Below are 13127 nucleotides of genomic sequence, written 5' to 3' on the forward strand. Positions count from 1 at the left end.
GTGGCTGATTGTTTGAGTCTTGCGGTTTTTGGCAGAAAAAAGTACGCCGCGGCCTTGCCAAACCGGCGGCGGGCCGTACTTTTGTCGAACCAAAGCGCAATTGGCACCGCGGTAATCAACAATTCTGGGGGATTAGCTCAGCTGGCTAGAGCGCTTGCATGGCATGCAAGAGGTCATCGGTTCGACTCCGATATTCTCCACAGAAGTGAATAAAAAAGCCCGACCGGGAAACCGGTCGGGCTTTTTGTTTGGCCTGGATTTCACCAGGCCAAACCAAGAACGGCCAGCGACTACACAAACAAGCCTTCCACCGACAGGTACCGCTCGCCGGTGTCGTAGCAGAAGGTGAGCACGCGGCTGCCCTCGGGCATGTCGGGCAGCTTCTTGGCAATGGCCGCCAGCGACGCCCCCGACGACACGCCCACGAACAGGCCTTCCTCGCGGGCGGCGCGACGCGTCATTTCGTAGGCCTCCTGCTGCGACACCTGAATGGCGCCGTCCAGCACGTTCACGTGCAGGTTGTCGGGGATGAAGCCCGCGCCGATGCCCTGAATGGGGTGCGGCCCCGGTGCGCCCCCGCTGATGACGGGCGAAGCCTCGGGCTCCACGGCAAAAGTTTTCATGCCGGGGAAATGGGGCTTGAGCACTTCGGTCACGGCCGAGATGTGGCCGCCGGTGCCCACACCCGTGATGTGAAAGTCGAAGCCTTCGGGCGCGTCGCGCAGAATTTCCTGGGCCGTGGTTTCGGCGTGGATTTTGGGGTTGGCGGGGTTGGAAAACTGCATGGGCAGCCACGCGCCGGGCGTGTTGGCCACAATTTCCTGGGCTTTCTCGATGGCGCCTTTCATGCCTTTTTCGCGGGGCGTGAGCTCCAGGTTGGCACCATAGGCAGCCATGAGGCGACGGCGCTCGATGCTCATGCTCTCGGGCATCACGAGGGTGAGCTTGTAGCCTTTCACGGCGGCCACCAGGGCCAGGCCCACGCCGGTGTTGCCGGAGGTAGGCTCCACAATCAGGCTGTCTTTGGTAAGCAGGCCGTCGCGCTCGGCTTGCTCAATCATGCTCAGGGCAATGCGGTCCTTGATGGAGCCGCCGGGGTTGGCCCGCTCCAGCTTCACCCACACCTCCACATCGGGGCGAACCTGGGCAAACAAACGGTTGAGGCGCACCAGCGGCGTGTTGCCGATGGTATCGAGAATGGTATTGGCTTTCATGTGAGAGAACTTGAGGGCTTTGAGTGTTTGGAACCTGAAAAACGTCTGTCATCCTGGGCGCAGCGAAGGCTGACAGGTTTTGAGCATTCGTGTTAAATCGAAAATACCAACTCCGCCGCGGGGTCTACGGAACGGGAAATATTGATGTGGGCGCGGTGATACACGCGCGAGTGCGAGGGTACGCTCTCGGTCAGCCACACGTTGCCGCCCACAATGCTGTGCGCGCCCACCACCGTGCTGCCGCCCAGAATGGTAGCGCCCGCATAAATCACCACGTGGTCTTCGATGGTGGGGTGGCGCTTGGTGCCCTGCAAGCCTTTGGTCACGCTCAGGGCGCCCAGGGTCACGCCCTGGTATATCTGCACGTTGGCCCCGATGACGGCGGTCTCGCCAACGACGAGCCCCGTGCCGTGGTCGATGCAGAAGGCGGCGCCGATTTGGGCGCCCGGGTGAATGTCGACGCCGGTGCATTGGTGGGCGTGCTCGCTGAGCAGGCGCGGCAGGCGCGGCAGCCCGCGCTGGTGCAGGGCGTGCGCGATGCGGTACATGGCCGTGGCATAAAAGCCGGGGTACGAGCCAATGATTTCGGCCAGGCCCTGGGCGGCGGGGTCGCTGGCCAGGATGGCGCTGGCGTCGCGCAGCAGGGCCGCGCGCAGGGCCGGCAGCTGGGCCGTAAACTCGTCGGCCAGCGCCGTGGCCGGGGCCGGCAGGTTGGGCACCTTGGCCAGCAGCACGGCCAATTCGGAGCGGAAGTGGTAGAGCTCGGCGGCCACTACGTCGGCGTTGGGCAGGGGGCGCTCGGCGCGCTGCGGGAAGAGCAGGGCCAGCAAGCCGTCGGCGAGGGCGCAGAAGGCGGCGCCGGGCAGGGCATCGGGCACCGAGGCGTGGGCCAGGGCCAGCTCGGCAGCAAAAGAATCGGGAAGCACGGGCACTGAAAAAGGAGGGTAAGAACCGGGGGGATTAACCGCGCGGCCCAACGAAGGTTTGTGGCAGCCCGCAGCAACGGCGAGGGGATTTTGGCCGTTAGCGCACAGGCAGCCGCCCCGAGGGGCAGCCGGCCAAAAGATACCTCCTCCCTTTCTTAATCCAACACCTTATGGCTGACACCACCATCATCAAAGTCGATTCCAAGCACTCGCCCAAGGGTGCTGATGGCGAAAAATACCTCGCCTCGGGCAAGCAAGTGGCCATGCGCATGTGGGAAAATGAGCAGCCCGGCGAGCCCAAGGCCTCGGCCTCGCGGCCCTACGAAACCGTGGGCTACGTGCTCAGTGGCCGGGCCGAATTCCATTTGGCCGGCCAAATGGTGCTGCTCGAACCCGGCAACTCCTGGGTAGTGCCCAAAGATGCCGAGCACACCTACAAGATTCTGGAAGCCTTCACGGCCGTGGAAGCGACCTCGCCCCCGGCGCAGGTGCACGGCCGCGAAGAGAAATAGAAGTTTGCATGCAACAGCTCGCCGTGTCGCGGCAGCGCCCGACACGACGTGCTGTTGATACGAATGTTTTGCCAATACCCGAACGCCTTCCCCTACCCTGTTGACTACCATGCAAACACGCGAACTCGGCCGCACCGGCCAGCAGGTTTCGGCCCTCGGCCTGGGCTGCATGTCGATGGCTTCTGACTATGCCTATGGCCCCAGCGACGAGCGCGAGGCCATTGCCACGCTGCACCGCGCCTTGGAACTGGGCGTCACGTTCTGGGACACGGCCGATGTGTACGGCTTTGGCGCCAACGAGGAACTGCTGAGCAAGGCACTGGCCACGCATCGCCAGGAAGTGTTTCTGGCTACCAAGTTTGGCTTCGTGGCCGATGGCGCAGGCGGCGCCAAAGTGGACGTGCGCCCCGAGCGCATCGCCGCCGCCTGCGATGCCAGCCTCCGGCGCCTGGGCGTCGACACCATCGACCTGTATTATGCCCACCGCATCGACCCGGCGGTGCCCGTGGAGGACATGGTGGGGGCCATGGCCGCGCTGGTCCAGGCCGGAAAAGTGCGGTTTCTGGGCTTGTCGGAAGCCTCGGCGGCCTCGCTGCGGCGGGCGGCGGCCACGCACCCCATTGCCGCGCTGCAGTCGGAATACTCCATTTTCACCCGCGACGTGGAAGCGGAAATCCTGCCTACCTGCCGCGAGCTGGGCATTGGCGTGGTGCCGTTTTCGCCGCTGGGCCGCGGCTTGCTCACCGACCCCGGCCCGCAGTTGGCCGAAAAAGACATGCGCCGCGCCCTGCCCCGCTTCGGTGCGGAAGTGGGCGACGCCAATGCGCCGCTGGTGGCCGGCCTGCGCCAACTGGCTGCCGAGAAAGGCATCAGCACGGCGCAGCTGGCGTTGGCCTGGCTGCTGGCGCAGGACGACAGCATCGTGCCCATTCCGGGCACCAAGCGCCGGAAGTACCTGGAAGACAACGCTGCCGCCGTTGCGGTGACGTTGACGCCCGAGGAACGGCAGCGGCTGGCGGCCCTGCTGGCGGCGCACCCGGTGGTGGGCGCCCGCTATGGCGAAGGCGCCCTCAAGCTGGTAAACAACTAGCAGCGAACGGCGAGCGAGTCAGCAGCGACGCGTAGTAACCGTTATGCGTCGCCACGCGCTGAGTGCGAGTCGGCGGGCTCATCATTTATCGCAAAAGGCCCGGCTACCCAATCGTACACCATTTTTACCAGCTCGGCTTCCTGGAAGGGTTTGGTGAGGTAGTCGTTCATGCCCGCGGCAAGGCACTTGCTGCGTTCGCCCTGAATGGCGTTGGCCGTGAGCGCAATGATGGGCGTGCGCAGGCCCAGCTCCTGTCGAATGATAGTCGTAGCCTCGTAGCCGTTCATGACCGGCATCTGCACGTCCATCAGCATGAGGTCGAAGGATTGCCGGCGGGCCAGGTCCACGGCTACCTGGCCATTGCTGGCCTCGGTCACGTCCAGCTCGGCGTTGGCAAGGAAAATACCGGCCAGCATGCGGTTGAAGGCGTTGTCTTCGACCAGCAGCACGCGCTTGCCGCGGAGGTCCTGCGGCGGACCTGCCGCGTCGGCGGTGGGCTTGCGGGGCACGTCGTGCTCGTTGCCCACGGGCAGGCGCAGCGTGAAACAGCTCACCGTGCCGTGGTCTTTGCGGCTGTCGATGCGCAGCTCGCCGCCCAGTAGCTCCACCAGTTTTTTGCTGATGCCCAGCCCCAGGCCGGTGCCCCCAAACCGGCGCGACACCGACGAATCTTCCTGGCTAAAGTCGTTGAACACCTGGGCCAAGTAGTCTGCGTCGATGCCGATGCCCGTGTCCCGCACCGTGAATTCGACCACGGCCTCGCCCGCGGCGGTGGTTTCGAGCAAGGCGCAGGACACTTGCACGGCGCCTCGCTCGGTAAATTTCACGGAATTGCCGGCCAGGTTGAGCAGCACCTGGGTGATGCGGTAGGGGTCGCCGCGCAGCACGTCGGGCATGGCGGGGTCGCAGCTGGTCACGAAGGTGAGGCCTTTTTCTTCGGCTTTGTATTGCAGCGTTTTCTCTACCTGCGCGCACACGCGGCACACGCTGAAACCGATGTGCTCGACGGCCATGCGCCCGGCCTCAATTTTAGACAGGTCGAGGATGTCGTTGATGATGACCAGCAGGTTTTCGGCCGAGGCCGTGATGGCGTGCAGGTAGCTGGCCTGCGGGGCGCTAAGGGCGGTTTTGGCCAGCAGCTGGCTCATACCCAGGATGGCGTTCATGGGCGTGCGGATTTCGTGGCTCATGTTGGCCAGAAAATCCTGCTTGGCCCGCGAGCTGATTTCAGCCACCGCTTTGGCCTCGCGCAGACTGGCTTCGAGCTGTTTCTGCGGCGTCACGTCGAGGTAGATGCCGATGGAGCCCACCAGCCGTTGGTCGTCGTCGTAGAGCGGGGCCCCGCTCACCAGCAGCCACTTTAGCTCGCCGCTTTTAGTCGTCACGGCAATTTCGTAGGAATCGGCAATGCCACGCTGACGCACGGCAAGCTTGCTTTCTACGAGCTCCAGACTCTCGCCGCTGAGCAGCAGCGGCGAGAGCTTGCGGCCCTCCAGCTCGTCGGTGCAGAAGCCGGTCATCTCGCAAAAGCTTTGGTTGGCGTAGAGCAGGTGGTCGTCCAAATCGGCCTCCACCAGTCCCAGCGACATATTTTCGATGATGCCCCGATACTTTTCCTCCCGGCGCTTGAGGTCGGCCTCGGCGCGGCTGCGGGTTGTGATGTCCTCAAATTTCCAGAGGTGGCCGATGTAGCGGTCCTGGTCGAAAATGGGGGCAAAGTCGCGCTGCAGAATGCGGCCGTCGCGCAGGGCCAGCACGTCGCCCACTGCGGGCTTGCGGCGCAGCAGCAGGGCCGTGATGCGGGCCACGTAGCGGTTGGGGTGCTGCAGGGCGCCCCGCAGCCCCTCGGCCAGCCAGTTCCCTTCGCGCCCCACCAGCTGCTCCGGCGTGAGGGGCACGTCGAACAAGCGGCAGAAGGCTTCGTTGGTGAACACGATGCGGCGCTGCTCGTCCTCAAGCACCACGCCCTCGGGAAAGTTGGCAATAACGGTAGTGAGGCGGCGGTTGGAAGCGTCGAGGGCTTCGCGGGCCTGTTTCAGCTCCGAAATGTCGGTGTGCATCCCCGTGAACATGAGCGGCTTGCCATCGGGCGCGCGCATCGTGACCACGCCGCGGCTCAGCACCCATTTGTAGCTGCCGTCTTTGCAGCGCATCCGGAGCTCGGCGCTCATCAGGGGCGAGTCGCCGCGCAGGTGGGTGGCGATGCTGCGCAGCACGTCTTCCAGGTCGGCGGGGTGCACGCGCGAGTGCCAGCTGCTGTATTCGTTGGGAAACTCGGCTTCGGTGTAGCCCAGCATCGAACGGTAGTCGGCCGAGAAAAAGGCCGTGTTGGTGCGCAGGTCGTGCTCCCAGGCGCCATCGCCAAAGCCCTCCACGGCCAGGCGCCAGCGCAGGTCGCTTTCGCGCAACGCGGTTTGGGCCTGCTTCAGCGGCGTGATGTCTTGCAAAATGCCGGCGTAAATCACGCCCTCCGCGTCGACGCCTGTCACGATGGAACGGGCCTGCAGGCAGCGCTCTGGTTGCCCGGGCACCACCACCCGCCCCTCGAACTGCCAATCCGAGTGGGCGCTCACGGCATCGGCCATCGATTGCAGGAACCCGGCCCGGTCGTCGGGGTGAATGAACTCGGGCATGCGCACGATTTCTTCGGGCCGAATGCCGAACAGCTCAAACAGCTTGGGGCTGACGTAATTGAAGCGAAAGCTGCCGTCGCGATTCTTGCGCCACTCGTAAAGCACGCCGGGCACGTTTTCGGCCAGGGCCTGAAAGCGGAGTTCGTTTTCGGCCAGGTGGTACTGGGCGTTTTTCCATTCCGTGATGTCTTCCAGCAAGCCGGCCATCACCACTTCGCCCTGCTCGTTGCGTAGCGGATGCGCCCGCACCCGAATCCAGCCGCGGGGCGCGTCGGCCCGGGGATTGGGCACGTCGTACTGAAACGGCACCAGCGCCCGCAGGCTTTCCTCCACGTACCGCCGGGTGGTTTCGTCGAGGTTGGGCCGCAAAAAGCTGCGCGGAAACTGTCCCAGCACCTCGTGCGGCTCCAGGCCGCAGAGCGCGGTAAAGCCCTTGTTCACCCACGTCACGCGGTTGTCGGCGTCGGTGAGCATCACGGCGGCGTACAGTTCCTGCATCAGCAGGAGCAACTGCTCGTGGTTGGGCAGGTCCGGCGGTGCAGGTGCCGGCCGCTGGGCCAATGCCCGGCGCAGGGCGGCGTTTTCGGCTTGCTGCTGGGCCAATGCGTGTTCTAGCTCCGCGTGCGTCATGGGCCTGTGGCTTTGCTCGTGCCGGTCGACGGCGTGGGTACTTCGGCGCTAGCCAGCGCGGCGAAGCCCCGGGTTGGTAGTACTACGCTGAATGCGACAAGGTTGTGCTTATCTGCCGGGTGGCTTAGTTGGGCAGGGTGCGCACGTAGCTGTGCTGCACCGGCACCGGGCTGCCCACGCCCTGCTGGGCCAGCCCGCGCTGCAATTGCTCAATGAGGCGACCCTGGGCACCGCCGTTGTGCCCGGCGGCGGTATAGGCCCGGAAGGCCACCGTCATGCCACCGGGCTTGAGGCCCGTAACCACTACCTGCGGCGCGGGGGTGGCCAGCACCTGTTCGTCGGCCTGCATCAGCGGAATGGCCCAGCCGCGCAGGTCGTCGAGGTTGGTGGCGTTGTCGAGGTCGGCCACAATCTCTACCAGGGCCTTATTCTGGGCCGTTTTGTTCACAATCACGTTGTTGGACGTGGCGCCGTTGGGCAGGATGATGGTGTCGCCCTGCGGCGTGACGAGGATGGTGTTGAAAATCTGAATTTCCCGCACCTCGCCCGACTTGCCCTGCGACTCAATGGTGTCGCCCACCACGTAGGGCTTGAAAATGAGGATGAGCACCCCGCCCGCGAAGTTGGCCAGCGTGCCCTGCAGGGCCAGGCCCACCGCCAGGCCCGCGGCCCCCAATATGGCCACAAACGACGTGGTTTCGAAGCCCACCATGCCGGCCACCGTGATGAGCAGCAGCACCTTGAGCACGATGTTGACCAAACTGGTCAGGAACGAAGCCAGCGACACATCTAGCCGCGTGGTGGCCGCCGCAATCAGCCGGCTGGCCCAGCCGATGAGCCACCAGCCCACCACCAGCGCCACCCCGGCCATGAACACGCGGGGCAGGTAGAGCACAACCAGGGATTGGAGCTGCTGGGCGTACGTAGCAACTTGATTCATAGCAGAGAAAGAACAGAAAGGAACGTAGAAAGCCGCGCTACTCGTGCGCTTGGTGGGCGTCAATTTCGCAAATAATCTTGCGCATGTGCCGCAGCACGCCGTGGTAGCGGCCGATACTATGGTGAATGGCCGGGTCCCGGTTCAGTAGTTGTACATCAGGTCGGCCTGCATCACGTAAAAGTAAAAGCCAATTGCTTTTGGCCCCGCCCCTACTTTACGGTTACCAGTTCCACGCCCAGAATCTGGTCGCCGATGTCGAGCTTGTGCACCACGTCCAGCCCGCCCACCACTTGCGCAAAAATGGGGTAGCGGCCGTCGAGGTGCGGCGTGGGCGTGTGGGTGATGAAGAACTGGCAGCTTTCGGTGTCCTTGCCGGCCGAGGCCAAGCCCACGCTGCCCTCTTGGTAGTGCAGGTCGCCAAATTCGGAGCGCAGATTGTAGGGCGCGCTGCCGTTGCCGTCGCCGCGCGGGTCGCCGCCCTGGGCCACGAAATTGGGCACCACGCGGTGGAAGTACAGTTTGTCGTAGAAATGCTCGTTGAGCAGCGCCACGAAGCTGGCCACTGCGCCGGGCGCCTCGTTGGGCTTCAGTTCCAGCAGAATAATGCCTTTGCTGGTGCGCAGGCGCACCTGCTGGCCCAGCGGCACACCCTGTACCACCGCCCAGTCGATGGGGTGTTGCGCGGCCGTGGCAAGGGGCGAAGGCGTGGGCACCGCCTTCTTTTCCAGCTTATCCAGTGCCTGCTGCAAGCCCTGCCACGCCTCGATTTCGCGCGGCAACTGCAGCTTGGCCTGGGCTTGGCGCAGGGCGGCGAGGTCGGCGGCCTGGGGTTCGGGAAAAAGTTTAGCGTCGGCGTAGGCTTCGGCGGCGGTGCCGAGTTGGGCCACGTCGCCACCGGCCAGGGCCTGGCGCATGGCCGCGGCAAAATCGGCCTGCTTGGCGGCCGGAAAATCGGCATGGCGGCGCAGGGCCAGCAGCGCGGCGGTAGCGTAGCCGGCCACCACCGGCGACTGCCCCGGCGCAAAGGCCTCGGTGCGCACAAAGTCGAACGCGGCCGGGTCTTCGCCCAGGGCCTGCAGCAAGAAGCCCTTCTCGTACACGGTGGGCACCGCTGGGTAACGCTTCTCGATGGTTTCGACCAGGCTGGGCCGGGCCGCCGGGCTGGCGTGGCGCACGGCCGCTTGCAGCAAGGCCGCCCGCACGCGCGGCGAGGACTGCTTGTTGCCGTCGGCCAGCGCGGCCAGGGCCGCGCCCGACTCGCCTTTGGCGTGGGCCAGCAGCCACTCCGCCGCCGTAAGGGCCACGGCGGGCTGGTCGCGGTTCAGGGCCGTGAAGACGGCTTTGCGGCTGGCCGGGTAGTTTTCCTGGTCGAACGGCAGGGCACGAATGGCGCTCAGCCGCACGCGGTAATCCGCGTCCTTGGTGGCGAGGCGGGTCAGGGTGGCGGCCGCGCCTCCTGCGCCCTTCGTGCGCAATGCATCGGCGGGCACCGGAATGGCGGCAATTTTGCCCAAAGTGGTGGCAACAGAGGCCCGCACGGCATACGACCGGTCTTTCTGTGCAAGGCGCAGCAAGGTCGTCTCGGCCTGCTTTTTCAGCTCGGCATCGAGTCCTCGGGTGCGCGAGAGGCCTACGGCAGCCAACACGCGCGCTCGGGTTGGCAATTTGGGGGTATTCAGCAAGGTAACGGTTTGACGAATGCCCTCCGGTGAACCGATGCCGCGCAGCGCGGCGCGGCTCAGGCCATACGCCAGGGCCGCGGTGCGGGCAGTATCGTTTCGGGTTTCGACGCGCCAGAGCTCGGGCAGGGTGCGGCGCGTGACGGTGCGGCCCAGCGCCTCGTGCACGTAGCGGCGTACCACGGGGTCGTCCTCTTCCTGCACGCGCACACGCAGGGGCTCCACGGCGGCGCTGTCGCCGATTTGGCCCAGGGCATACGCGGCGGCGCGGCGCACGCTGGGGTCGGCATCGCGCAGCAGCGGCAGCAGGCCGGGCACCGCGGCCGGCGCCTGCACCGAGGCAAACGCCAGGGCAGCCTCGCGGCGGTAAGTAGGGTTGGAATCGGCTAGGGAAGGCAGCAGCGCGGCGGTGTTGCGCTCGTCCTGCGCCGTGCCGATTTGCCGAATGGTGGCGTCGTGGTACTTATTGGCGAGGCCGGCGCTGGGCCGGGGCGTGCGGGCGCAGCCGGCCAGCAACAGCAGCAACGGCCAGAATCGTGAGGAGCGGTGGGGCATGCGGTAAATGTAGCGCGAACTTGGAAAGAGGCGCTCCCCTACTCCCCACCCCACGAGGCTTCCTGCGCCGCGAGCTCGGCCGGCAGGTGGCGGCTGCCGATATCCTGTAGCTCCTCGTCGAGGCGCGCAAACAGCACCTCGTTGCCCTCCTGCTGGTAGCTGGCCAGGGCTTTTTCAAAATTGGCCAGGCCGTAGAGGAAAGCGCGCAGGTTGTCGGCCGTGATGGCCTCAAAATGGCGGCCGTAGCCCATTTTTTCCACTTCGGCCGCGTTCAGCCACTGCTCAAACTGCGCCGGAATGGGAATGGCGCAAATGGGCTTGTGCAGAAACACAGCTTCCGAAATCAACGAGAAGCCGCCGTTGGTGACCACGGCGCGGGCACTGGTCAGGTCGGCAATGAAACCGGCTTCGGAAAAGGCGCGGAGCTGCACGTTGCCGTGGCTTTCCTGCTTGTTGAAGCCGTAGACGCGAAACTCCTGGTCGGGCAACTGCTGGAGCAGGGGCACCAGGTTTTGCTGCGTGGTGGCCGACTGGTACACCAGCACGTGGTCGCCTTTCGAAGGCTTGGCGGCCAGGATTTCGGGCCGGATGATGGGCGGCACCAGCGTGGTGCGCTCCTTCTGCAGGGGCAGGTCGAAGAAGGTGGTGACGAAGTAGTGGCGGCTGTGCGGCAGCTTGGCCCGCACAATGCTTTTGGCCAGGTTGAAGTTGCCGCGCTCGGCTTTGGGCACCGCCACGTTCAGCTTGGCCCGGCTGATAATCTGCATGTTGTCGATGCTGACCACGGGCAGCCGGTGCATCTTGGCAAACAGGTAGGTGAAAGATTCAAAATCCGACACCACCACCTCGGGCTCAAAGTCACAGAGCAGCTCGCGGTATTTCGCGAAGTTGATGCGCAGGTCTTCCGGCGCGGTGCGCAGCGTGAGCGCGGCCGTGCGCAGCTTGCTCACGGCCAGCCCCTTGTAGGCCAAGTGAAACCCCCGGATTTCGTGCACCCGGCCCGGGAAGGCAGCGGCCAGCATTTTGTAGGCGCGGCTGCTGCTCACCACGCACACTTGGTGGCCCTGCGCCAGCAGATGGCCGATGACGACTTTGCTGCGGGTGGCGTGGCCCAGGCCCTCGCCGGGCACTCCGTATAAGATGTTCATGGGGCAAAGATGGGCAGGTCTGCGCAGACGTCGCGCCTCGCCCCCCGGCCCCTCTCCCAAAAGAGAGGGGGAGCCGCACGGCACAAAACCCACACTATTTCCAAACAAAAAGGCATCGACTGGCACCCCTCTTCTTTGGGAGAGGGGCCGGGGGTGAGGCGTCCGCCAGCATGTATTTACTTCACCACCAGCTTCTCATTCCGCGTGCCTTCGTTCGATTCCAGCTTCACGAAATAGATGCCGGCGGCCACGCCCTCCAGCGGCAGCGGGAGTTGCTGCGGGCCGGCCGGGTAGGCCTTCTCGCGGGCCAGCGTGCGCACCACGCGGCCGGTGGCATCGACCAGCGCCACGCTGACGGGCCCGGACTTGGCCAGTTGGAAACTAATGGCCGCACCGCTGCTGGCCGGGTTCGGAAACACGGCCATTTGCACGGTGCCGGGGGTGGTGGCCACGCCGGGCAGGGTGCTGAGCACGATGCTTTCGTCGCCGGGCTGGTAAGGCAGCAGCTCAAAATAGGTGAGCAGCATCTCGGCGGTGGTGCTTTCGCCCCAGGTCACTTGCTGGGGCGGGTTGTTGGGGTTGCGCGGGTTGTTGGCGGTGTTGTCGTAGGTGGCTTCGGCCATCAGGCGCGAGCCAAAGGGAATGCGCTGCAGGCTGGTGAAGCGGTAGGTGCCCTGCCAGCGGAAATCCCAGTCGTTGATTTTCACCAGCCGAATGGTGTCGCCGTTGGGCTTGACGGCCCACACCTTCCAGCTCTTGCTGAGCAAGTGGGCGTGCGGCGACACGCTCAGCACCGTGGCCTCGGCGGGCACCGTGAGCTGGGCGCGGAAGGTTTTGGTCTGGTTGGCCGGAATCACAAACGGCCCGTTGGTAAGCACGCTGGGCGAAATGGCCGGCAGCGTTTGCACGAAGCGCGTGACGGGCTGGCGGGCGAAGAAAATATTGACCACCGACGAGTCCTTCTGCGTCACGAAGTTGGGGCCGTAGTGAATCTGGAGCAGCAGCGAAGCGCGGCGGTACAGCTTCTTGCCCATGCCCGTGGGGTAAAAGCGCGCCTGCATGCCCGGCACCCAGGCGCCGAACACCTCTTCCACGGGGCTGAAGCCGAAGCCCCCGAAGCGGGTGTAGCCGTAGCCGGGGTCGGCGGCGTCGAGGGCCTGGGCCTGCTGGGTGGTGTCCATGCCGATGATGACGTGGTGCACGATGCGCTTGTTGCCGGCCCGAAACTCGATGGCGGCAATGTTGCGGTCGGCGGGCAGGTTCACGGGCAGCACGAAAATGCGGTACATGTCCTGGCCGTTGCCCTGGTGCGTGAAAGCCTGGCGCATGGGCACCACCAGGTCGGGCGTGCCCAGCTGCGAGCCGCTGGGAAACGTGGGCACGGGCGGCGTCTGGGCGGCGTTGCCCTGCGGCATGCCATTATCGACCCAGTCCCGAATCTGCTGGATTTCGGTGGTGGTGAGGGTGTTTTCGTCGAGGTAGTGCCGGTAGTTGGCATCGGGCTTCCACGGCGGCATGTACTTGGTGCCCGTCACGTACTTAATGGTCTGGGCGTGGCTGGCCACCTCGGCGTAGGTGGTGAGCGGAAACGGCGCCACTTCGCCCGTGCGGTGGCAGGGCGTGCAGTGCTGGTACACCAGTGGGGCAATGTGCTGGCTGAACGTGACCTGCGCGCCGGTTTGGGCCTGGGCGCGGGGCGCCGCCAGTAGGGCGGTTAAGCAGAGAAGGGAGAAAAGGTGTTTCATGAATAATAATTAAAACGTCATGCTGAGCGCAGCCGAAGCATGACGACTTTTTTTG

General features: G+C 65.0%; 9 protein-coding genes and 1 tRNA gene. 3 read left to right on the forward strand and 7 right to left on the reverse strand.

What is annotated here, in order from left to right:
• The first annotated feature begins 126 nt into the window (after positions 1-126).
• Positions 127-200, forward strand: a tRNA-Ala gene (locus JAO73_RS04775).
• 90 nt (positions 201-290) lie between these two features.
• Here JAO73_RS04775 and cysK read toward each other — a convergent pair.
• Complete coding sequence (gene cysK / locus JAO73_RS04780; RefSeq protein WP_198976012.1) at positions 291-1214, reverse strand: cysteine synthase A; 924 nt, start codon at positions 1212-1214, stop codon at positions 291-293.
• A 92-nt stretch (positions 1215-1306) separates the two neighbouring features.
• The gene (locus tag JAO73_RS04785) at positions 1307-2140 is read right to left on the reverse strand and encodes a serine O-acetyltransferase (protein WP_317191199.1); all 834 of its coding nucleotides are present in this window, start codon (positions 2138-2140) and stop codon (positions 1307-1309) included.
• Between the two features lie 170 nt (positions 2141-2310).
• Here JAO73_RS04785 and JAO73_RS04790 point away from each other — a divergent pair, with 170 nt between their 5' ends.
• Both JAO73_RS04790 and JAO73_RS04795 read left to right on the forward strand, forming a co-directional pair.
• Complete coding sequence (locus JAO73_RS04790; protein WP_190923034.1) at positions 2311-2652, forward strand: cupin domain-containing protein; 342 nt, start codon at positions 2311-2313, stop codon at positions 2650-2652.
• 109 nt (positions 2653-2761) lie between these two features.
• Entirely contained in the window at positions 2762-3742 is a 981-nt protein-coding gene (locus JAO73_RS04795) for an aldo/keto reductase (protein ID WP_198976014.1), read from the forward strand.
• Between the two features lie 41 nt (positions 3743-3783).
• Here the strand turns inward: JAO73_RS04795 and JAO73_RS04800 are convergent, their stop codons facing one another.
• The 5 genes from JAO73_RS04800 to JAO73_RS04820 all read right to left on the reverse strand — a co-directional run bounded on the left by JAO73_RS04800 (position 3784) and on the right by JAO73_RS04820 (position 13072).
• Positions 3784-7005 carry a PAS domain S-box protein gene (locus tag JAO73_RS04800; RefSeq protein ID WP_198976015.1) on the reverse strand — a complete coding sequence of 1074 codons (3222 nt, stop codon included), beginning with the start codon at positions 7003-7005 and terminating at the stop codon, positions 3784-3786.
• Positions 7006-7129: 124 nt separating this feature from the next.
• Positions 7130-7945 (reverse strand): mechanosensitive ion channel family protein, encoded by an 816-nt coding sequence (locus JAO73_RS04805; RefSeq protein ID WP_198976016.1) that lies wholly within the window; start codon positions 7943-7945, stop codon positions 7130-7132.
• A gap of 209 nt (positions 7946-8154) precedes the next feature.
• Positions 8155-10179, reverse strand: a complete 2025-nt coding sequence (locus JAO73_RS04810; RefSeq protein WP_198976017.1) for a HEAT repeat domain-containing protein — start codon at positions 10177-10179, stop codon at positions 8155-8157.
• A 38-nt stretch (positions 10180-10217) separates the two neighbouring features.
• Positions 10218-11327, reverse strand: coding sequence for an MJ1255/VC2487 family glycosyltransferase (locus JAO73_RS04815; protein WP_198976018.1), 1110 nt, complete (start codon positions 11325-11327; stop codon positions 10218-10220).
• Between the two features lie 176 nt (positions 11328-11503).
• Entirely contained in the window at positions 11504-13072 is a 1569-nt protein-coding gene (locus tag JAO73_RS04820) for a T9SS type A sorting domain-containing protein (RefSeq protein WP_198976019.1), read from the reverse strand.
• Positions 13073-13127: the final 55 nt, after the last annotated feature.

It is taken from the genome of Hymenobacter miniatus, assembly GCF_016427455.1.
Taxonomy (GTDB): domain Bacteria; phylum Bacteroidota; class Bacteroidia; order Cytophagales; family Hymenobacteraceae; genus Hymenobacter; species Hymenobacter armeniacus.